Raw genomic sequence first — 20,098 nt, forward strand, 5'->3', positions numbered from 1 at the left:
ATGACTCGATCCTGCGGCTCCGTCACGCGCTCCGGGCGTCCTCGAGGCTGAGGAGCGCGTCGCGGAGCCCTGCCCGCGAGGTCACCCCGAGCTTGGGGAAGATCCGGTACAGGTGCCCGCTGACGGTGCGGGGCGAGACGAAGAGCTGCTGGGCGATCTGCTTGTTCGACAGGCCGGCGGCGGCCAGGGAGACCACGCGCCGCTCCTGCTCGCTGAGGTCGGCGGCGACCGGCGCCTCCCCCGCTCCGCCCGCCGCCCGCAGCTCGTGCTGGGCGCGGGCGAGCCAGAGCTCGGCTCCCACCGCGGCGAACCCCGCGGCGGCCTGGCGGAACCGGGTGCGGGCCTCCAGCGGGCGCATCCGGCGGCGCAGCCACTCGCCGTGGCAGAGCTGGACGCGTGCCCGTTCGAACGGCCACTCCTCGGAGGCCGGGTCGAGGGCGCGCTCGAAGAGGGCGCCCGCGCCGCCGGTCGGATCGAGGACCGCGGTCGCCGCGAGGGCGAGCATCCGCCCGCGGGGAGCGAGGGGCCGCGCGGCGAGGTCCGCCGCGGCCGCCGCCAGCTCGGCGCAGTGCTCGGGCAGGCGGAGGCGCGAGGCGGCCTCGGCTGCGTCGAGGAGCTCCAGCGGGTCGCCGCCGACGCGGGAGGAGGAGCGGGCGTGCGCCTCCTCGAAACGGCCGCCGCCGAGGTCGAGCGAGCACAGGGCGTGATCGGCGGCGCGCGCGACCGACGCCGCTCCGTGCCGCAGCGCCCAGGCCGTCGCGCGCTCGGCGCACTCGAGGGTGCGTGCGCGGTCGCCCTGCAGGGCGTGGATCCGGGCTCGAGTCGCGTCGATCAGCGCGCGCACGGCGGGCAGGTCGTCGGCGCGGGCGGCGGCGCGGTCGAGGTCGGCCGAGGCGTCGTCGAGGCGACCGCCGTCGAGTGCGGTGGTGCCGCGGCGGAGGAGGGCGAGGGCGCCGGGCAGGCCGTCCGCCTCCTCCCCGCCGTCGAGGAGCCCGGCGAGGCGGTCGCGGCGCTCGTCCGAGACCTCGAGCAGCGACCAGGCGAGGTGCAGCGCGACCGTCTTCCACGGGTCGCCCGTGACCGCGGAGTCCTCGGCGAGCAGCAGGCGGCGCTCCCACTCCTCGTCCGGCACCGGCCGCACGCAGGCCTCCACGAGGCGCAGGACGGGATCGAGGGGGTGCTCCTCGCCGACGGCGAGCGCCTCCTGCCACCACGCGGGATCGCCGCGGAGCATGCAGGCGAGGTGGAGAACGGTCACCAGCAGGTCGGCGGCGGCGTCGTGAGGGGCTGCGTGGTCGGCGGGGAGGCTGCTGACGTCGTCGCGGGAGGCGTCGGTCTCGGCGGGAGCGACACCGCCGACTGGAGAGGCACCACCGACAGGAGAGGCACCGCCGACAGGAGAGTCACCGCCGGCGAGCGAGGCACCACCGACTCCCGAGCCCCCACGCCCCACCCGAGCGCCGAGCGCCCGGAGGGCCGCGCGGCGGACCCCGCCCACGTCCCCCGTGCGGAGCAGCGCATCGGCCAGCCGCGCCGCCTCGACGCCGGTCCCGGGAACCCCGCCGTCCTCCCGCGAGCGCTCGACCACCCGCTCGAGGGCCGCCGCGTCGCCGGTGAAGGCCGCGACGGCAGCCGCGCGCGTCTCGAGCTCCTCCCGCAGAGCAGCACCGCGCGCACTCGACCGCGCCTCGGCGAGGAGGAGCAGCGCCTCCTGCGGCCGACCCGCGCGGAGTCGCTCCTCCGCCGCGTCCCTCAGCAGCCGCGCCCGCTCCTCCGGCCCGGCCGCGTCGTCCGCCGCGAGCAGCAGGCGGAGGTGCGGGGCCGACTCCGGGCGCTCGGCGAGCCGCCTCCGTGCCGCCCGCAGCGCTCGGGGCGACGCCGTCGAGAGCACCACCGCGCGGACCACCGGGTCGCGGAACGCACGGCCGCCCGCCGTCAGGATCCCCGCCTGTACCAGGGCGCGGTCCCCGTCTCCGGGGGCCGACCCGATGCTCTCCGGGAACTCGGCGCCCGCCACCGCGGCAACCAGGAGCGCCTCCCGGCACTCCTCCGACAGCGGAGCCAGCAGGTCGAGCACCCTGGTCTCGGCCTGCTCGAGTCGCGGGTAGACCGGGAAGGGCGAGGGAGCGTCCTCGTCGGCCCAGGCCCGCCCGAGGACGTCGAGGAGCAGCGGATTCCCCTCCGCGACCCGCAGCAGGCGCGCCTCGACGGCGAGCGGCCGGCGGCCGCCGTGGGCGCGCAGGAAGCCGCGGGCCGCCTCCGCGTCGAGGGGCTCCGTGCGACGGTGCCGGAGGCCCTCCCAGCCGGCGAGGACGCGCCGGTCGCCGGTGGCGAGGAGGCAGGCGGCACCGACCTCGTCGACCAGCCGGGTCACCAGGGCCTGGAGGGTCTCGCGGGCGGCGACGTCGAACCGCTCCCAGTCGTCGACGACGATCAGGAAGCCGGGGTCGCAGGGTGAGGCGGAGGAGTCGCGCACCCGCTGCAGACGGCCGATCAGCGTGGCGAACAGTGCGAGCGAGGACGCGCCGATCACGGCGTCGCCCCGGTCCGGCCGCACCTCCACGACCTCGCAGCCGGCGGCGCGAGCGGTGGCCGCGGCGGAGCGCAGCATGTGCGTCCGGCCCGAGCCGATCCCGCCCTCGACCACCAGGAGCCGCTCCCGCGCGGGCGACGCCGAGCTCAGCATCCGGACCACCACGTCCTCGGGTGCGCTCGGGTGCGCGGGCGGCGAGGAGAGTGCACTGATCGTCATCGCGACTCCTGAGGGACGGGTTCCGAGGACCCCATGCTGACCGCCGGGCGCGGGCGCGCTCTCCTCCCTCTGTCGGAACCCTCCGGAGCGCACCCTCTGTCGAACCGTCCCGAGCGCCCGTCTCCCGGTCGGCGCCGGGCAGGAGGCACAGGAGGGCAGTGGGCCCCGCGAGCGCCCGACGGTACTCTGTGTCCCACCGGACGACCGGTACGGCCCCACCCCCGCACGACCGCCGCTCGACGCGGCGGGTGATCCGATGGAGTCGCACGATGAGCTCTCGCAGCCCCCTCGCGGAGTTCCTCCGCGCTCGCCGGGCGGCGCTGCGGCCGGAGCAGGTCGGCGTGCCGACCGCGGGCACCCGGCGGCGGGTGCCGGGCCTGCGCCGCGAGGAGGTCGCCGACCGCGCCCGGATCAGCCGCGACTACTACCTCCGCGTCGAGCAGGGGCACGCGGTCGCCCCGTCTGACCAGGTGCTGAACGCCCTCGCCGAGGCGCTCGCCTTCGACGAGTTCGAGCGCGCCTACCTCTTCCGGCTGGCCCAGCTGCGCCCCGGCCCGCGCGATCCCGACTCCCCTCCGCCGGGCCAGGGCGTGGAGTCGCTGCTCGCCCACTGGCCGAGGACCCCGGCGTACGCGTTCGACCGCAACCTCGACGTCCTCGGCGCGAACGACCTGATGAGCCGTCTCGCCCCCGACAAGGGCGTGCCCGGCGCCAACATGCTGCTCTCCACTTCCCGCGGCTATGCGCGCGCCGTGGCGGACGGCGACCCGCCGGACCAGCTGCAGGCGTGGGGCCAGGTCTTCCGCGAGCTGATCGCCGCGCTGCGGTTCTACAGCGTCCCCGACGATCCGCGGCTGCACGAGATCGTCGGCGAGTGCTCGGTCGAGAATCCGCTGTTCCGGTCGATCTGGGCCGAGTACCAGGTCCGCCCCTTCACCCACCGGTGGATCCGCGTCCACGTCGAGCCGTTCGGCTGGCTCGACCTCGAGATGCAGACCCTGGAGGTCGCCGGCGCTCCGGGCCGGTACGTCGTGACCTACCTCGCGGCAGCGGGGACTCCGGCGGCCGCGGCCGTCGACGTCCTCGCCTCGCTGCGGCCCGCTCCGGAGGCGGGCACCGCGCTGGCCGCCCCGGCCGGCGCCTGACGCGTGGCGGCGAGCCGCGCGAGCGCCTCGCGGCCCGCCGCGTCACCCGCCTCGAACAGGAGCAGGAGGCGCGCGCCGTCCCGGACCAGCCGGTAGTCCATCGGAACGGAGCCGACCGCGGTGTTGAGGAACACGACCGACCCGCGTGCGTCGGCCTCCGCCCCGGCCGCCCACGAGTCCGCGAACCGGGGGCTCCTCGCCGAGAGCTCCCCGACGACCGTCAGGAACTCCCGGTCCCCCGGGTGCCGCTCGAGCGAGTCCCGGAGCATCGCCGCGACCTGGTCGGCGGCGGACCCCCAGCAGGGCAGGTCCTCGACCTCGGACGAGTCCAGGAAGGTGAAGCGGGCGATGCTCACTCCCGGGGCGAAGGCGGGCGAGAGCGCCCGCGCGAGCGGAGTCGCAGCCAGCACTCGCAGGTGCCGGTCCAGCAGCACCGCCGCCCTCCCCGCCCACGGCAGGAGCGCCGCCTCGTGATCCTCCGCCATGTCCCCGTCCCCTCCGCGCGTCCCTCCCTCAGCGCAGCGGAGTGATCCCCTGCGTCCCGAGCGGGAAGGTCGCCAGCACCTCCTCCGGGATGTTCAGGTGCTGCGCGACCAGCGACGGCGGCAGGTGGCTCAGCCACTGGGCGAGCGACACCTCCTCGTAGCGGGAGCTCTTGAAGGTCTCGATGTAGACCAGCGTGTCGTCGCCGGTGTTCTCCACGTAGTGGCCGAAGTTGCGGCGCACGACGCCCACGTCTCCGGCGTGGAAGTCGGTCGTGTTGGCGTGCGGGCCGGTGTTGAAGACGGTCATCCGAGCGGATCCGCGGAGGTAGTACTGCCACTCGTCGGCGTTGGGGTGCCAGTGCAGCTCGCGCATCGAGCCGGGCTCGACGGTCGTCAGCGCGGCCGAGACCGTGCGCGAGGCCGGGAAGTTCGTGCTGTCGGCGATCTGGATCCGGCCGCCGCTGTTCTGGTGAACGGGCTCCGAGCGGGAGAGCCGGAAGATCACCGCCTCGTCGCCGTCCTGCACCCCGGCCGCGGCCCGGTCGGCCTGGAGGTCGCCGGGCACGTCGCCCGGGAAGATCCAGAGGTCGTGCAGCGGGATGTCGCGGAAGACCTCCTGCGCGACGCCGAAGTTCTTCGCCAGCACGTCTGGCGGGGTGTGCGCGAACCAGTCGGTGAGCAGGAGCGTGTTGCTCTCGGACTGCTCGCCGTCGTCGAACGCGAGCACGAACTCCGCCCCGTCCGGGCCGAGGCCCTGCAGGGAGTGCGGCAGGCCGGGCGGGAAGTACCAGAGGTCCCCCTCCTGCACGTCGTCGACGCTGGGTCGGCCGGTGCGGCTGAGCGTGGTGATGCGGCAGTTCCCCTTGGTCATCAGCGCCCACTCGGCGCTCTGGTGCCAGTGCAGCTCGCGGATCCCGCCGGCCTCGAGGTACATGTTCACGCCGGCGATCTCGTTCGAGATCGCGAAGTCGGCCTGCGTGAGCTCGCGCGCCCAGCCTCCCCGCTGCACCCGCCGCGGCGAGATGTTGAAGGAGGACCAGAAGAACGGCTGCGTGCTGATGTCCGTCGCGGGCGCGGCGATCTGGTTCGGGAACAGCCCCTCCAGGACGCGGTTCTGCGGGCCGGTCATCGTGTTCGCCGAGGGATCGCCCTCGGTGTTCACGATCCCCTCCTGGGGGAGGTCCGGGTCTCCGAAACCGGGGGTCTCGTGGTGCGGAGCGGTGCTGTCGTCGGGTTCCACGGCGTTCTCCCTGCTGATCGTCCTGCGCGCCTGCGCTGCTCCGATCCCACCGCTCCGGCCCGGGCCGCACCACGGTCATCCGACTCGATCCGCGCCCCGACGACCGGCCCGGGTCAGCCGCCCAGGCCCTCGAGCACGTCCCGCGAGGGCACGAAGTAGACCCCGCCGGTCGTCGCGGTCGAGAAGTCGAGGAGGCGGTCGTGCCGGCCCGCGGGCACGCCGACGAACATCCGCGTCAGCATCGTCTCGATCACCGACAGGTCGGCGGCCAGGCCGAGGAAGTACGTGCCGAACTCGCCCCTGCCGGGCCGGCCGAAGGGCATGTTGTCGCGGAGGATGTCGTGCTCGGTCCCGCCGGCGTCGACCACGGTCGCGAGCCCCTTGTGCGAGAGCTGCGCCGGATCGTCCTCGCGCTCGACGTTGTCGGCCTTGCTCCGGCCGATGACCCGCTCCTGCTGCTCGGTGGTGAGCGCGTGCCACGCCGTCAGGTCGTGCAGGTACTTCTGCACGACCAGGTAGCTGCCGCCCGCGAACGCCGCGTCCTCCGCGCCGATCAGCGCGACGCGGGGCAGCGCCTCGCCGGTCGGATTCTCGGTGCCGTCGACGAAGCCCAGCAGGTCGCGGTTGTCGAAGTAGCGGAAGCCGACCACCTCGTCGCGGACGACGACGTCCTCGCCGAGCGCGTCGAGCAGGAGGCGCTCGAACTCGAAGCAGGCGTCGTCCCGCTCCGCCCGGATGTGGAACAGGAGGTCGGTCTGCGTCGAGACGGCCGTGTGCGCCGCGCCGACCACCTCCCGGAACGGGTGCAGCTGCGCGGGGCGCCCCTCCCCGCCGAAGCGGTCCCACGCGTCGCTCCCGATCCCGACCAGGCAGGAGAGGCGCAGGCCCAGGTCGCGGAAGCCGACCGCGCGGAGGATCCCGCCCACGTCGGCGACGACGTCCCGCACGCGGTCCGCGGCGTCCTGCCCGCCGACGATGTCGAGCGAGAGGAAGACGGCGGACCGGCTGAGCGGAGCGACGACCGCCTGCGGCTCGATCGGGACGCGGTCCTCGACGGTCACCGGAGCACCGCCGGCCGGGGCGTCGTCGGCAGGGGGGTCGTCGGCAGGGGCGTCGTCGGCAGGGGCGTCGGCAGGGCCGTCGTCGTGGGCGTCGTCGTGGGCATCGCGACCTCCGATCCGCGCGCCGCGGGAGGGCGCATCCGCCGCGATCCTGTCAGCGTCCGCGGTGCCGGTCACGAGTCATCCGACCCCACACGGCGTGCGCGGCCGGCGGCCCCGGCACCGCCCGGGCGACCAGGTCTGGACGATCGTCGGAACATCTCCCCGCGCTCTTCAGGGAGCGCTCCCACGCCCCTATCGTGGAGCCGCTCCCCACCCTCATCCGGGGAGGCACCACCTTGGACACGACCCGGGCCGGGCTCGGGATCGACACGAGCACGGAGGTTCGAAGATGCCGTTTGTGACCACGGACGACGACGTCGAGATCTACTACAAGGACTGGGGCAGCACCGACGCGCAGCCCATCGTCTTCCACCACGGCTGGCCGCTGTCGTCCGACGACTGGGACGCGCAGATGCTGTTCTTCCACGCGCACGGCTACCGCGTCATCGCGACCGACCGCCGCGGGCACGGACGCTCGACCCAGGTCGGCACCGGACACGACATGGACCACTACGCCAGCGACGTGAACGCGGTCGTCGAGCACCTCGACCTGCGGAACGCGATCCACATCGGCCACTCCACCGGAGGCGGTCAGGTCGCGCGCTACGTCGCGAAGTACGGCGAGCCCCAGGGTCGCGTGGCCAAGGCCGTCCTCGTCTCGTCGGTCCCGCCGCTGATGGTGCAGACCGAGGCGAACCCCGAGGGCACGCCGATCTCGGTGTTCGACGGCTTCCGCGACGCTCTCGCGGCGAACCGCGCCGAGTTCTACCAGGCCGTGGCCTCCGGGCCCTTCTACGGCTTCAACCGCGAGGGCGTCGAGCTCTCGCAGCCCGTGGTCGACAACTGGTGGCGCCAGGGCATGACCGGATCCGCGCTCGCGCACTACGAGGGCATCAAGGCCTTCTCGGAGACGGACCAGACCGAGGACCTGAAGGCGATCACCGTCCCCGTCCTCGTCACCCAGGGCGACGACGACCAGGTCGTCCCCTACAAGGACGCCGCGCTCAAGCAGCACGAGCTGCTGCAGAACTCGACGCTCAAGATCTACGAGGGCTACCCGCACGGCATGCTGACCGTCCACGCCGACGTCATCAACCCCGACCTGCTGGCCTTCATCCAGGAGTAGCGCGGCACGCTCGCAGGCGCGTCCCGGCCGTTCCGGGGCGCGCCTGCGCGTCTGCGCTCGAACGGGGGCCGGGTGCCCCTGCGAGCGGAGTCCGGCCTCAGGCGTCGGCGCCCGCGTCCCTCCCGAGCACCGCGGCGAGCTCGCCCCGCCCGCCGATCCCGAGCTTGCGGTACGCCGCGTACAGGTGCGCGCCGACCGTGCGCGGCGAGAGGAACAGGTTCTGCGCGATCGCGCGGTTCGACAGCCCCGTGCTCGCGAGAGCGCAGATGCGCAGCTCCTGCGGGGTCAGCGTGGCAGCGGCCGGCGACGGCGCGTCCGCGATCCTCCCTCCGGCGGCCCGGAGCGCGTCACGGGCCCGATCGGCCCAGGCGTGGATCGGCAGCTCCTCGAGCATCGCCAGCGACTCGCGGAGGAGGGGCCGCGCCTCCGCCGCCTGACCGGCCCGGCGCAGCCCGTCGCCCACGAGCAGCAGCGCCCGCGCCCGCACATACGGGAGCGGCGGCGGAGTCCGGCGGAGCAGCCCGGCCGCGGCGTCCGGCGCTCCGTCGGCGAGCGCCACGGCGACCTGCGCGTACCGGAGGGCCGCCTCGATCATCGGCTGGTGCCAGCGCTCGAAGAGCGATTCCAGCCTCGCGGCGTGCAGGCGCACGACTCCGTCATCTCCGGTCGCGAGAGCCGCGTCGACGAGATCGGGCGTGGTGAGGATCGCGAAGCCGGGGTTCAGGGAGTCGTCGTCCGTGTCGAGGAGGGGCAGGAGCTCCGGCACGGCGTCGCCCGGTCGAGACTCGAGGACCGCCACCGCCGCTCTCGATCCACGGAGAGTCGCCCGCATCACGCTCGAGCAGAGGACGGCCGCGCCGATCGCGCTCCCCGCGCTGATCGCCTCGGGATCGGGCGCGACGCCCTCCATCGCGTCGAACCAGGCCAGGCAGGCCCGGGACGCGGTCTCGAAGCCCACGTCCCCCAGGTCGCTCCCGAGGACGAGCGCCTCCTCGGCGAAGGAGCGGGCCCGCGAGAAGCGGCCGGCGAGCGACGTGGTCATCGAGGCGGCGAGGAGCGCCTGCGGGAGGATCCGGATGTCGCCGCGCGCGCGGAGCCCCGTGATCGCCTCCTCCAGGAGCTCCCGGGCGACCTCGACCTCGCCCGCCGTGTTCAGCGCGTAGCCGAGCCACCACGCCTCCTCCGGACCGCTCGCCCCGCCGGCCGCCGCGAGCGCCCGGCGGACGACCTCGTCGCCGCGGGCGATCGGCTCGGTGACCGCCGCGAGCAGGACGGCGCGCGGGTCGGAGTCGTCGAGGGCGAGCGCGCGCACCGCCTGGATCATCGGCTCCCCCGGCGACGCCTCGCGGTTGTGGTCCCAGGCGATGGCGGCGAGGTGCAGGAGCGCGGCGGTCGCGGCGTCGACGGCTCCGTGGCTCTGCAGCGCGGTCACCGCGGCGAGCGCGGGCGAGAGGTCTCCCCGCGAGAGGGCCGTGCGCCCGGTCGGCAGCGTCTCGCGCGTCCAGGCGGCGCGGGCGGTGAGTACCGGATCGACGGTCTCGCCCGCCGCGCGGTGCACGAGCAGCGCCGCCTCCGCGGTCCGGCCGGCGAGCCCGGAGTACTCGGCCGCGTCGATCAGGCGCGAGACGCGCAGCGGCCCCGCGGGGGTCAGCTCCGCCGCCCGCTCCATCGCCTGCGCCGCCAGGACGACGTCGCCCGTCGCGAGGCCTGACGCCGCGAGACCGGCGAGCTCCTCGCCGACCGGCCCGTCCGAGCCGGTCGCGAGCTCCGACCGCCACCAGAGCGTCCGGCTCGGGTCGTCGCGGTGCTCCTGGACGAGCGTGCGGAGCACGGCCGCGCGCTCGGAGGGGCGGCTCACGCTCGTCACAGCGGACTGCACGAGAGGGTGCCGGAAGCGGAGTCCGCTCCCCGGCGTCCAGCTGAGCAGCGACGCGGCGACGGCCCGGTCGATCCAGGAGGGGTCGGGGTGGCGGCCGATCGCCAGGTTCGCCAGCCGGCTCGCCTCCTCCGCCGTCGCGACGTCGCCCAGCGCCACGGCCAGCACGGCGAGCCGCGAGGGCTGGTCGAGCTCCGCGAAGCGCTCGGCGAAGGCCGACTCGAGGCGTCCGGTCACCGCGCGGTCCTCCGCCTCGTCGGCGGACGGGTCGCGCCCGGTCAGCTCCACCAGGGCGAGGGGATTCCCGCGGGCCAGGTCGAGCAGAGCGCGCCGGGCGGCGCCGCGAGGAGGATGCGGGAGCGTGTCCAGGAGAGCGGCCGAGTCGGCGGCCGACAGCGGCCCGAGGTGGAGGTGCTCGAGGCCGGAGTCCTCCTCGGGCCGGTCCCTCGTGGTCATCACGACGACGACGCGGTCCTCGCCGATGCGCCGGGCGAGCATCCGCAGCGCCCACGCCGACTCCGGGTCGATCCGGTGCAGGTCCTCGACGACGACCAGCAGGGGCCGATCGGCGGCGGCGTCGCTCAGGAGGGTCAGGGCCGAGAGGCCGGCCAGGAGCGGCGTCGGCTGCACTCCGTCCGCCAGGTGGAAGGCCACGCGGAGCGCGTCCTGCTGCGGCAGGGGCAGGCCGTCGAGGCCCGGGCGGAGCGGGTGCAGGAGGAGCTGCAGCGCCGCGTACTGGTCGCCCGACTCCGCTGCGGAGCCCGCGGTGCGCAGCACCCGCACCTCGCGTGCGCGGGCGTGGGCGACGACCTCCTCGACCAGGGTGGTCTTGCCGACCCCGGCGTCCCCGTCGATGACGAGCGCCGACCCGTGGGCGGCGATGCCGTCGACCATCAGACGGAGCCGCGCGAGCTCCGATCCCCGACCGACGACGAGCGCGTCCCGCTTCACGCGTCGAGTATCGCACCCTCGCGCAGACACTCCTCGACCCGGTGGCGGGCCCGGATGAAATCGATCGCGGCGGCCGCGGCGCTGCCGGGGGCGCCGAAGAAGGAGGTCAGGAAGTGGTCGCCTCCGTGCACCTCCAAGGTCTGCCAGCGGAAGGCGATGAAGCCGAAGGGGTCGACGCGCACCGGCGACGAGCCCTCGCGGAGCGGATACGCCTCCTGGCTCGCCCAGACGCGGCGGAAGACCCGCGAGCGGCCTCCGAGCGAGGCGACCAGGACCCGCAGACGCGGGTCCGCCGGGTCGGAGTGGAAGCGGAGGGCGGCCGTCATCACGGCGATCGTGCGGTCCCAGTCCTCGTGCCGCTCGGCGTCGGTCTCGAGCGCCGCGGCGTCGATGACGGCCTCGATCATGTTGGTCCCCTGCTCGCAGGCCAGGGGGAGGAACAGGCGGCCGAGCTCGTTCACGGCGACGAGGTCCTGGTAGCGGTCGACCACGTAGGCGGGCGTCGTGGTCCAGGACGAGACCATGCTCGTCAGGCTGCCGACCTGCGCCGGGGTCGGCCCGGCCTGTGCCCAGCCCGGCGAGCGGCGCGGCGCGGCGTGTCCGCCGAGCCGGAAGAGGTAGTCGCGCCCGTCCGCGTCGAGACGGAACGCGCGGGCCAGAGCGTCCAGGACCTGCGCCGAGGGGCGGCGGTCCTTGCCCTGCTCGAGCCGCAGGTAGTAGTCCGGGCTGATCCCCGCGAGCACGGCGACCTCCTGGCGGCGCAGCCCGCTGACGCGGCGCCTGCCGTCGGCGCCCAGGCCGACCTCGTCGGGGCGCAGCCGGTCGCGGTGCCCCCGGAGGTAGGCGCCGAGCCGTGCGGTGTCCGTGTCCACGATCCCGCCCTTCTCTCCCTTCGAGGCTAGGGAGGCGGCGGGCCCGGCTCCACGCGACGCCGACCTAGATCCGCGGCGGGAGTACCTAGATCGGCGGGGCGTGCTTCCGGGTGGGGGCGGTGCGCGGCGGGGTGCGGAGGAGCGCACCGGCACTCGGCGCACCCCTCCGCGGTCAGGCGACTCCGCGGTCAGCTCAGCTCCGCCGCGGCGTCGGCGATGACCCGCGCGACCTCCTCCGGGTGCGAGCGCATCACCAGGTGCGGCGCGTCGAGCTCGACGACCGAGCGCACGCCCGCCCGCCGGTAGCCGAACCGCTCGACGTCCGGGTTGATCGTCCGGTCCGCGGCCGCGACGACGCCCCAGCTCGGCCGGGTCCGCCAGGCGGCGACCGGGGCGGCCTCACCGAAGGCCAGAGCGGCGAGCGGGCGCTGGCCGACCGCGAGCACGGCCGCCTCGGCCGGGTCGATCCCGGCCGCGAACACCTCCGGGAACGCCGACACCGCGACCGACACGTCCGTGCCCGGCTCCGCCCCGTCGATCGGGAACGGGGTGTAGACGAGATTCGCCGGGAGGTCGGAGTCGGGGAAGGCGCCCTGCAGCTGCCCGAGGCTCTCCCCCTCCTCGAGCGCGTAGGCCGCGAGGTAGACGAGGCCGACCACGTTCTCGGCGGCGCCCGCCACCGTGATCACGGCGCCGCCGTAGGAGTGGCCCGCCAGCAGGACCGGCCCGTCGAGCTGCTCCACGAAGGAGCGGAGGTACTCCGCGTCGCCCAGCAGGCTGCGGTTCGGCACTGCAGGGACGCGCACGGCGTGGCCGGCGTCGAGCAGGATCCGCGTGACCGGGGCGAAGCTCGCGGCGTCGGCGAACGCTCCGTGGACGAGGACGATGGTGGGTGCGGGCATGGGCTGTCCTTCCGGTCGGGCTGCGGTCCGGCAGCCGGCTGCGCAGCCGATCCGGACCCGGGCCGAACCTAGGACGGCGGACGGCGCGCGTCGTGACCCCGCGACTCCCCTGCCGACCGGGCGGCCGCCTGTCGCCCGCCCGAGGACACGCTCCAGCGCTCGTCCCGCCCGCTCACGGCGGGCCCCGACCGCTGCAGCGTCCGCATCCTGGTCCCGGCGGGGTCACCCTTCGACGGCTGGACCGCCCGGGATCGCGGCGAGGTCGGCCAGCGGGCTCTCCGGCCGGCACGCCGGCGACAGCGGCGGAGAGGCTCGCGGCCTCCTGCGGCCCGAGACCCGGGCCGCGGCGTGTCAGCTCGCGAACTCCTCCGGCCAGCCCAGCGCGGCCAGCGACCGGCGCACGCGCTCGATGTCCTCCTCCGAGGGCAGCTCCGAGGTCACTCCGGCGATCGCTGTGCCGACGTCCGCGCGGGAGGCGGGCGCGTCGGCGGCGAGACCGGCGGCCACCTCGGCCACCTCCTCGTCGCTCAGACGGCGGCGGAGGAGCGCCAGCAGCGGCACGAAGTCCTGCTCGGGCAGCCCGGCCGGGTAGCCGGCGCGCAGCCAGCGGACGATGCGCGCGACCAGGCCCTCGCGAGTGTCCGGCTCGGCCAGCGACTCCGGGCCCGCCAGCGGCCAGCCCGCGCTCGCGAGCCGCGAGGAGACGCGGGCGACGTCCTCGGGCAGCGCCGGTCCGAGCAGCAGCTGCTCGATCCGCTCGCGCACGACGGCCCGTGAGACGACCGTCTCGGCCCGCTCCGACTCCGACAGGAGCCGCGCGACGACCTGCTCGACCTCGTCCGTCGTGAGGCTGCGGCGCAGCAGGCCCAGCAGCGGCAGGTAGTCCTGCTCCGGCACGCCCGACGGGTAGCCCGCGCGCAGCCAGCCGACCACGCGGGCGACGATCCCCTCCCGCGCCGCGATCGGATCGGTCGAGGCCATGCTCAGCCCTTGGGCACGAAGGTCGGGATCACGTGCTCGAAGCTCACCGACTGGCCGAGGCCCGTCGCGATGATGACGCTCAGGCCGATCACGACGGAGCCGACGACGAGGGCGAAGCAGAGCACGCCGATCCCGCGCAGCACCGGCGCGGGCAGACCGCTCCGGACCGCGGGGGCGTCGGACCCGCCCGAGGCGGGAGCACCGGCGGCGACGGCGAAGGAGCGGACGCCGACGGCGAAGAGCACGGGCAGGCCTGCTCCGAGGAGCACGGCGACGAGGGCCACCTGGCCGGCGGCGGAGAGGAAGAGGGAGAGCACGGTGCGGATCCTTTCGCTCAGACGCCGGCGGTCTCGGGCGCGGGGCGTGCCGCCGCGTCCTGCCACTCGTCGTTGACGTTGTGCGCGCCGATGCTGTCGCGGCGCGAGCGGATGTAGATGAGGGAGGCGACGGCGACGAGGATCGCGGCCATCAGGAGGCCGCCGGCCGCGCCTCCGACGAGGTGGCCGATCCACCACATCACGGCGCCGACGAGAGCGGCGGCCGGGAGCGTGATGACCCAGGCGATCACCATGCGCAGCGCCACGCGCCAGCGCACCTGCGCGCCGGGGCGGCCGACTCCGGAGCCGAGGATCGAGCCGGTCGCGACGTGGGTGGTCGAGAGGGCGAAGCCGAGGTGGCTGGAGGCGAGGATGACCGCGGCGGAGGCGCTCTCGGCGGCCATGCCCTGCGGGGTGTCGATCTCGACGAGGCCCTTGCCGACGGTGCGGATGATCCGCCAGCCGCCGATGTAGGTGCCGAGCGAGATGGCCAGCGCGCAGCTGAGCTTGACCCAGAAGGGGACCGACTCGGTGTCGCTCCAGCCGCCGGCCGCGATCAGCGCGAGCGTGATCACTCCCATGGTCTTCTGCGCGTCGTTGGTGCCGTGCGCGAGCGAGACGAGGGAGGCGCTGCCGATCTGACCGAAGCGGAAGCCGCGGTGGAGGCTCTTCTCGGCGAGGTTGCCGATCACCCGGAAGACGAGCCAGGTGCCGATCGCCGCGACCGCTCCGGCGAGCACGGGCGACATCAGCGCCGGGAGGATCACCTTGCCGACGACGCCGTCGAGCTTCGTGCCGTCGCCGGCCCAGTTCACGCCGTTGAGGCCGAGGCCCGCGAGAGCGGAGCCGATCAGGCCGCCGAAGAGGGCGTGCGACGAGCTCGAGGGCAGGCCGAGCAGCCAGGTCAGCAGGTTCCAGACGATGCCGCCGATGAGGCCGGCCAGCACGATCAGCAGCAGAGCGGAACCGCCGTCCTCGAGCAGCGCCGGATCGGGTGCGCCCGAGGAGTCCTGGATCTTCACGACCGCGTTGGTGACGGTCAGCGCCACCTCGATGCTGAGGAACGCACCGACGAGGTTCAGCGACGCCGAGAGGGCGACGGCGGTGCGGGGCTTCAGGGCACCGGTCGCGATGGACGTGGCCATCGCGTTCGCCGTGTCATGGAAGCCGTTGGTGAAGTCGAAGGCGAGAGCTGTGACGACTACGAGCGCGAGCAGGATGAAGGGATCCACGCAGACATGATGCTCCCGTGGCGGGAGGCGTTCCGGCGTGGTCGCGAGGCTTCACCTGCTGTTCACCTCGCGGGGCACGCCCGCCCGAGTAGTCTGTGCAGATTCTCAGGCGGGCGGCGCATCGGCGAGTGCGATCCACCTGATCCCGCACCGGCGTGCGGCGCTCAGACGGGTGCGCTCAGGAGGCCGAGCGCGGCATCGGCGGGGTGAGGTCCGGGGTGTGCGCGGGGTCGGAGTCGGGGGCCGACTCCGGCTGTGCGGCGGGCTCGGCCGCGGCGCCGGCGTCCTCGGCGGACTCCTGATCCTCGGCGGGCTCCTGCGAGCCGGGAAGCGGCGGGGTGAGGTCGAGGGCGCCGACCGCCGGCTCGGCGGCGTGCTTCGGCGTGGTCGGGCGGTTCTCGGCCGCGGCCGCCTTCTTCGCCGCCTTCTCCTGGGTCCGCTTGAGCTTCTCGGTCTGCTCGGCCAGCTTGCGGGCCTTCTTGCGCAGCTTCTTGCTGGAGTCGCGGACCGCCTCGTGCGCTGCGCGCACCGACTTCTCGGCCTTCTTCAGCGCCTTCTTCGCGCGCTTCTGCGCCGCCTTGTCGCGTGCGTCCCTGTCCTTGCCGGTCCCGGCCATGTCCGCTCCTCCGCTCGTCGACCGCTCCGGCCGACTCCCCCACGCTACCGAGCGGCACCCGCCCCGCGAACCCGCTGGCGAGCGCGCCCGGGCCGCGCTAGGCGCGCGGGCGGCGGCCGTACTGCGCCCGTGCCGTCCTTGCTCCTCCTCCCCCTGGTCGCCGCCTCTCCTCCTTCCTCTCCGACTCTCGCTTCAGCCCTGCGATGCCGTTCGCGGCTGGGAGTCGCGGGCGAGTCGACCCCGCGACGGGCGCTGGTTCGGCAGGCTGGGGGCATGGTCTTCCAGCACGATCCCGGCGGCTACCAGGGCCGCGCCGGCCTCCGGCGTCCCGTGCGCGGGCCCAGGCGCGACAAGTGGATGTGGTGGCGCCTGGGCTCCGGAGTCGCGGCGACGGTCGCCGGTGTGATCGCCCTGCTCGTCTTCACCGCCGACCGCTGAGCACGCCCACCGGCGACCCGGCGCACCCCCGCCACTCCGGATCGAGAGCCGATCGATGCGCTCAACCGCTTGACTCCGGAGGTTTCTCTCAGGTCGGATCCGGCGGAACGCGGGTAGTTTGGAGGGTCGCATCGGCTCAGCCGTGCGATAAGCCCCACTGCCCCACCCGGCGCTCGCCTCCCCCCTCGAGCGTCGGCAGACCTGGAACCTCCTCTGCATGCACCGTTCGTCACGCGCCTCGACTCCCACCCCCGCAGGAGCCGAGACCGGCAGTCCGTCCGCCCTCCCGACCCGTCGCTCGCTCCGTGAGCAGGAGTCCCGCAGCCGTCGCCCCTCCCGCGGCCCGTCGCGCCCCCGCGTCTCCGCAGTCGCCGCGATGACCCTCGTGGCCGGCATCGCGATCACCTCGACGATGCCCGCGTTCGCCGTGGGCGGCACCGCCGACTCCGAGCTGACCCGCGACACGGCCACCGCCGTCGCCGCGGCCCGCCCGCAGAGCTTCGTGGCGGCCGGAGTCGTGCAGCAGAGCGTCACCCGCGACGCCTTCGCCGCCGAGGCCAAGCCCGAGGTCCTCGTCCCCACCGCGTCCCTCGACGCGATCACCGCCACCTCCGGCGAGTCGACCGCGGCCGCCGCGGGAGCGTCCGGAGCGTGGGTCGTCCCGATCTCCGGCCACATCAGCAGCAGCTACGGCCCCCGCCCCGACGCGCCGGTCGCCGGCGTGAACCTGTTCCACAAGGGCACCGATCTCGCCGGCGCCTGCGGCACGCCCGTCCTCGCGGCCTCCAGCGGCACCGTCGAGGAGGCGTCGTACCAGGGCAGCTACGGCAACTGGATCCTGCTCGACAACGGCGGCGGCATCGAGACCGGCTACGCCCACAACAGCGAGCTGATGGTGTCGGTCGGCGAGACCGTCACCGTCGGCCAGGTCATCGCGCTGCGCGGCTCGACCGGCGCCTCGACCGGCTGCCACCTGCACTTCGAGACGCGGGTCGACGGCGAGGCGGTCGACGCCGTGCCGTTCATGGCCGAGCTCGGCGTCCCGATCGGCTGACGTCCTCGACGACTCGAGAACGCAGACGTCGCGGTGGCCGCTCTCGACCACCGCGACTTCTGTGTTCTCGTGAGGGCGCGGACCGGCGTCAGGGCCCGGGGACCGTTCGCGCCCCGGTCGAGACGGCGGCCGACCAGTGCGCGTCGTCCGGCACCGTCGTCACCCTGATCTCGGCGTCCTGCTCGACGGCGATCTGCATGGTGCCCGTGTTGCCGCCTCCCGTGCCGGTGCGGGTCGTGCTCGGGCTGTAGACGCACGACGATCCGCTCGTCATCAGGCCGACGACCTCGATCGTCACCTCGGCGTCCTCGGTGTCGCAGGCGACCGAGACGGTGATGTGCAGCGGGTCGCCGCTGAGGTACACGCTCTGCGGATCGACGGGGCCGACCTGGTCGGTCCACCGCACGGCGGCGGTCGCGCCCTCGGGCAGCGTCACGGGCCCGAGCGGAGCCTCGGTGGGCGTCGCGGTCGGAGCGGCGGTCGTCGGAGCAGCGGTGCCGGGAACGGCGGGTGTCGCCTCCTCCGCCTGGTCGGCGCCGCTCGTGCAGCCGCTCAGAGCGAGCGCCGTGAGCAGTGCCGAGGCGCCCAGCGCGGTCGCGCGCCGTCCGGCCCGGAGCCCCGTCGCCCGGCGCGGAGCGGTCGTTCTCGTGGTGTCCATGGTGGTTCCCCCTGTCCGCTGGCGTCCCTCCGGTCTACCCGAGCCCGCGCGGCCGCGGATCGCACTCTGCGGCGGTTGCCAGGGTCGGGAGCCGTGCTGCGGGTCGATGGGGAGCTCCTCCGTACCGGCGCGGCGGCCCGTCGATCCACTCGGGTGCTGCGGATGATCGGCACCGGGCGGATCCGACGCCCGCCGTACCCGGCGCACCCCGCCGAGCCGCCCCTCTGCACCCGGAAGGCACCGCCATGATCGCCTCGAACACCTACCCCTTCGCCGGACGCACCGTCCTGGTCACCGGAGCCGGCTCCGGCATCGGCCGCTCCATCGCACGCGCCTTCCTCGAGCAGGGCGCGAGCGTCGCGGTCGCCGGGCGCACCCCCGCCACGCTCGAGGAGACCGTCGCCGGCTTCCCGGCCGAGCGCGTCCTGGTCGTCCCCACCGACGTCTCGGTCCGAGCCGAGGTCGACTCGCTCGTCGAGGGCACCGTCGCGAGGTTCGGCGGGATCGACGTCCTCGTGAACAACGCGGCCGGCCACCTCGGCGGCCCGATCGAGGAGGTGGAGGACGACGCCTGGCGCTCGCTCTTCGCCACGAACGTCGACGCCCTCTTCTACGCGGTGAAGGCGGCGCTCCCGCACCTCAAGGCGAGCCGCGGCAACATCGTCGTCGTCTCCTCCGTGTCGGGCATCCGCGGCGACTGGGGCCAGGCCGCCTACAACGCGACCAAGGGCGCGATCACGACGTTCGTGCAGTCGCTGGCCCTCGACTTCGGCGCGCACGGGGTGCGGGTCAACGCCGTCGCCCCCGCCTTCACGCAGACGCCGCTGACCGAGTCGATGACCTCGACCCCCGAGGAGCTCGCGCCCTTCATCGACCGCATCGCCCTCGGGCGCCCCGGGCAGCCGGACGACATCGCCCCGCCGGTGCTGTTCCTCGCCAGCGCGGACGCGGCGTACATCACCGGCGCGATCCTGGCCGTGGACGGCGGAACGAGCGCCTCGACGGGGCAGCCGCACCTGTAGGCGGGCGTGCGGCGGATCGGCGGTGACTCGGCGACTCGCCTGCTCGGCCGGGGCGACTCGGCCGCACGGAAGCGGCGGCCAGGCGGAACGGGGTCGGGGGGCGGGGGCGGCGGCTCTGCCCAGAACCCGAGTACTCGCGTCGGATCCTGCGGCCCCGCTCGTGAGGGTCCACCGGGCTCGACTGCGGGCGCCCGCAGCCCGGATCACTCCATCCCTGACCGCGCACTCAGACTCAACCGACACCTGTGGCGTATCGTGGATACAATTGCATGCAGACGCATGGATACGGACTCGCCGACCGCACGGCCTCCGAGCCCATCCCTCTTCGAGCAGGAGTCGTCATGACCACCACCAGCACCCGCTTCGCCGACCGCGTCGTCCTCATCACCGGAGGCGGATCCGGCCTGGGCCGCGCCGCAGCCGTCCGCCTCGCCCAGGAGGGCGCGAAGCTCGCCCTCGTCGACATCTCGGAGCAGGGCCTCGCCGCCACAGTCGACGTCCTGCCGGAGGGCACCGAGTCGATCACCGTCCTCGCCGACGTGTCGAAGGAGGCGGACGTCGACGCCTATGTCGCGCGCACCCTCGAGGCCTTCGGCCGGATCGACGGCTTCTTCAACAACGCCGGCATCGAGGGCCGCCAGAACCTCACCGAGGACTTCACGGCCGACGAGTTCGACAAGGTCGTCGCGATCAACCTCCGCGGCGTGTTCCTCGGCCTCGAGAAGGTGCTGAAGGTGATGCGCGAGCAGGGCTCGGGCATGGTCGTCAACACCGCGAGCGTCGGCGGCATCACCGCGATCGGCAACCAGTCCGGCTACGCGGCCGCCAAGCACGGCGTCGTCGGCCTCACCCGCAACTCCGCGATCGAGTACGGCGAGTTCGGCATCCGCATCAACGCGATCGCGCCCGGGGCCATCTGGACCCCGATGGTCGAGAACTCGATGAAGCAGCTCCACCCGCAGAACCCGCGCAAGGCGGCCGAGGAGTTCATCCAGGTCAACCCGACCAAGCGCTACGGCGAGGCCGACGAGATCGCCTCGGTCGTCGCGTTCCTCCTTTCCGACGACGCCTCCTACGTGAACGCGACCGTCCTCCCGATCGACGGCGGTCAGTCCATCAAGTACTGAGGTCCCGCGGAGGGAGCGGAGGGAGCGCCTGCTGCGGCGGGCGAGCCCTCCGCTCTCCCGCTGACGCCGTGTCGTTCGTGGGACGGACTCGGCCGCTCCTCCACAGGTGCTCCCTCCGACGTGCGTCCCCACCGGGCCTCC

At 74.4% G+C, this 20,098-nt stretch carries 18 protein-coding genes; 6 read left to right on the plus strand and 12 right to left on the minus strand.

Features of this window, described 5'->3' with window-relative positions; genetic code table 11:
• Positions 1-22: 22 nt before the first annotated feature.
• On the minus strand, positions 23-2,752 hold the full coding sequence (locus C5C95_RS17940) for a LuxR C-terminal-related transcriptional regulator (RefSeq protein WP_104323943.1): 2,730 nt from the start codon (positions 2,750-2,752) through the stop codon (positions 23-25).
• A gap of 269 nt (positions 2,753-3,021) precedes the next feature.
• On the opposite strand from C5C95_RS17940, the gene C5C95_RS05015 reads away from it, so the two are divergent.
• Complete coding sequence (locus C5C95_RS05015) at positions 3,022-3,897, plus strand: helix-turn-helix transcriptional regulator (protein WP_104323944.1); 876 nt, start codon at positions 3,022-3,024, stop codon at positions 3,895-3,897.
• On the opposite strand, the gene C5C95_RS17090 is transcribed toward C5C95_RS05015, so the two are convergent.
• The 3 genes from C5C95_RS17090 to C5C95_RS05030 all read right to left on the minus strand — a co-directional run bounded on the left by C5C95_RS17090 (position 3,789) and on the right by C5C95_RS05030 (position 6,683).
• Positions 3,789-4,382 (minus strand): hypothetical protein, encoded by a 594-nt coding sequence (locus C5C95_RS17090; RefSeq protein WP_146087048.1) that lies wholly within the window; start codon positions 4,380-4,382, stop codon positions 3,789-3,791. The two genes, C5C95_RS05015 and C5C95_RS17090, sit on opposite strands and share 109 nt — an antisense overlap.
• Positions 4,383-4,410: 28 nt before the next feature.
• Positions 4,411-5,622, minus strand: coding sequence for a cupin domain-containing protein (locus C5C95_RS05025; RefSeq protein ID WP_258060596.1), 1,212 nt, complete (start codon positions 5,620-5,622; stop codon positions 4,411-4,413).
• A gap of 113 nt (positions 5,623-5,735) precedes the next feature.
• A complete protein-coding gene (locus tag C5C95_RS05030; RefSeq protein WP_104227387.1) occupies positions 5,736-6,683 on the minus strand; it encodes a Dyp-type peroxidase in 948 nt (315 codons plus the stop codon).
• A gap of 391 nt (positions 6,684-7,074) precedes the next feature.
• On the opposite strand from C5C95_RS05030, the gene C5C95_RS05035 reads away from it, so the two are divergent.
• Entirely contained in the window at positions 7,075-7,911 is an 837-nt protein-coding gene (locus tag C5C95_RS05035; RefSeq protein ID WP_104224006.1) for an alpha/beta fold hydrolase, read from the plus strand.
• Positions 7,912-8,008: 97 nt separating this feature from the next.
• Here C5C95_RS05035 and C5C95_RS05040 read toward each other — a convergent pair whose 3' ends face one another.
• The 7 genes from C5C95_RS05040 to C5C95_RS05070 all read right to left on the minus strand — a co-directional run bounded on the left by C5C95_RS05040 (position 8,009) and on the right by C5C95_RS05070 (position 15,658).
• A complete protein-coding gene (locus C5C95_RS05040; protein WP_104323946.1) occupies positions 8,009-10,738 on the minus strand; it encodes an AAA family ATPase in 2,730 nt (909 codons plus the stop codon).
• Positions 10,735-11,610 (minus strand): helix-turn-helix domain-containing protein, encoded by an 876-nt coding sequence (locus C5C95_RS05045; protein ID WP_181125563.1) that lies wholly within the window; start codon positions 11,608-11,610, stop codon positions 10,735-10,737. Before C5C95_RS05045 ends, C5C95_RS05040 begins: the two co-directional genes overlap by 4 nt.
• A 188-nt stretch (positions 11,611-11,798) precedes the next feature.
• A complete protein-coding gene (locus C5C95_RS05050) occupies positions 11,799-12,512 on the minus strand; it encodes an alpha/beta fold hydrolase (RefSeq protein ID WP_104248158.1) in 714 nt (237 codons plus the stop codon).
• 351 nt (positions 12,513-12,863) lie between these two features.
• Positions 12,864-13,493, minus strand: a complete 630-nt coding sequence (locus tag C5C95_RS05055) for a DUF3349 domain-containing protein (protein WP_104227379.1) — start codon at positions 13,491-13,493, stop codon at positions 12,864-12,866.
• A 2-nt stretch (positions 13,494-13,495) separates the two neighbouring features.
• The gene (locus C5C95_RS05060; RefSeq protein WP_104227380.1) at positions 13,496-13,810 is read right to left on the minus strand and encodes a hypothetical protein; all 315 of its coding nucleotides are present in this window, start codon (positions 13,808-13,810) and stop codon (positions 13,496-13,498) included.
• Between the two features lie 17 nt (positions 13,811-13,827).
• A complete protein-coding gene (locus C5C95_RS05065) occupies positions 13,828-15,042 on the minus strand; it encodes an inorganic phosphate transporter (RefSeq protein ID WP_104224012.1) in 1,215 nt (404 codons plus the stop codon).
• Between the two features lie 178 nt (positions 15,043-15,220).
• Positions 15,221-15,658, minus strand: a complete 438-nt coding sequence (locus C5C95_RS05070) for a hypothetical protein (protein ID WP_104224013.1) — start codon at positions 15,656-15,658, stop codon at positions 15,221-15,223.
• A gap of 273 nt (positions 15,659-15,931) precedes the next feature.
• Between C5C95_RS05070 and C5C95_RS17345 the strand changes: the two genes are divergently transcribed.
• Both C5C95_RS17345 and C5C95_RS05075 read left to right on the plus strand, forming a co-directional pair.
• Positions 15,932-16,096 (plus strand): hypothetical protein, encoded by a 165-nt coding sequence (locus tag C5C95_RS17345; RefSeq protein ID WP_159940529.1) that lies wholly within the window; start codon positions 15,932-15,934, stop codon positions 16,094-16,096.
• Between the two features lie 217 nt (positions 16,097-16,313).
• Complete coding sequence (locus C5C95_RS05075; protein ID WP_104239337.1) at positions 16,314-17,150, plus strand: M23 family metallopeptidase; 837 nt, start codon at positions 16,314-16,316, stop codon at positions 17,148-17,150.
• An 88-nt stretch (positions 17,151-17,238) separates the two neighbouring features.
• Here C5C95_RS05075 and C5C95_RS05080 read toward each other — a convergent pair whose 3' ends face one another.
• A complete protein-coding gene (locus C5C95_RS05080) occupies positions 17,239-17,808 on the minus strand; it encodes a hypothetical protein (protein ID WP_104323948.1) in 570 nt (189 codons plus the stop codon).
• A gap of 245 nt (positions 17,809-18,053) precedes the next feature.
• On the opposite strand from C5C95_RS05080, the gene C5C95_RS05085 reads away from it, so the two are divergent.
• Together C5C95_RS05085 and C5C95_RS05090 are read left to right on the plus strand one after the other, a co-directional pair.
• Positions 18,054-18,830: an SDR family NAD(P)-dependent oxidoreductase gene (locus tag C5C95_RS05085; RefSeq protein ID WP_258072624.1), complete on the plus strand. Its 777-nt coding sequence runs from the start codon at positions 18,054-18,056 to the stop codon at positions 18,828-18,830.
• A 269-nt stretch (positions 18,831-19,099) separates the two neighbouring features.
• Positions 19,100-19,957, plus strand: a complete 858-nt coding sequence (locus C5C95_RS05090) for a glucose 1-dehydrogenase (protein ID WP_104323949.1) — start codon at positions 19,100-19,102, stop codon at positions 19,955-19,957.
• Positions 19,958-20,098 lie beyond the last annotated feature (141 nt).

Origin of the sequence: Rathayibacter sp. AY1B7 (genome assembly GCF_002932735.1) — a bacterium.
Taxonomy (GTDB): domain Bacteria; phylum Actinomycetota; class Actinomycetes; order Actinomycetales; family Microbacteriaceae; genus Rathayibacter.

Excerpts from the sequence above, each read along its gene's own strand:
- C5C95_RS05015 (WP_104323944.1), top strand. The coding sequence starts at position 3,022 with ATGAGCTCTCGCAGCCCCCTCGCGGAGTTCCTCCGCGCTCGCCGGGCG.
- C5C95_RS05090 (WP_104323949.1), top strand. The coding sequence starts at position 19,100 with ATGCAGACGCATGGATACGGACTCGCCGACCGCACGGCCTCCGAGCCC.
- C5C95_RS17940 (WP_104323943.1), bottom strand. The coding sequence starts at position 2,752 with ATGACGATCAGTGCACTCTCCTCGCCGCCCGCGCACCCGAGCGCACCC.
- C5C95_RS17345 (WP_159940529.1), top strand. The coding sequence starts at position 15,932 with ATGGTCTTCCAGCACGATCCCGGCGGCTACCAGGGCCGCGCCGGCCTC.
- C5C95_RS05085 (WP_258072624.1), top strand. The coding sequence starts at position 18,054 with ATGATCGCCTCGAACACCTACCCCTTCGCCGGACGCACCGTCCTGGTC.
- C5C95_RS05070 (WP_104224013.1), bottom strand. The coding sequence starts at position 15,658 with ATGGCCGGGACCGGCAAGGACAGGGACGCACGCGACAAGGCGGCGCAG.
- C5C95_RS05080 (WP_104323948.1), bottom strand. The coding sequence starts at position 17,808 with ATGGACACCACGAGAACGACCGCTCCGCGCCGGGCGACGGGGCTCCGG.
- C5C95_RS05035 (WP_104224006.1), top strand. The coding sequence starts at position 7,075 with ATGCCGTTTGTGACCACGGACGACGACGTCGAGATCTACTACAAGGAC.
- C5C95_RS05050 (WP_104248158.1), bottom strand. The coding sequence starts at position 12,512 with ATGCCCGCACCCACCATCGTCCTCGTCCACGGAGCGTTCGCCGACGCC.
- C5C95_RS05075 (WP_104239337.1), top strand. The coding sequence starts at position 16,314 with ATGCACCGTTCGTCACGCGCCTCGACTCCCACCCCCGCAGGAGCCGAG.
- C5C95_RS05055 (WP_104227379.1), bottom strand. The coding sequence starts at position 13,493 with ATGGCCTCGACCGATCCGATCGCGGCGCGGGAGGGGATCGTCGCCCGC.
- C5C95_RS17090 (WP_146087048.1), bottom strand. The coding sequence starts at position 4,382 with ATGGCGGAGGATCACGAGGCGGCGCTCCTGCCGTGGGCGGGGAGGGCG.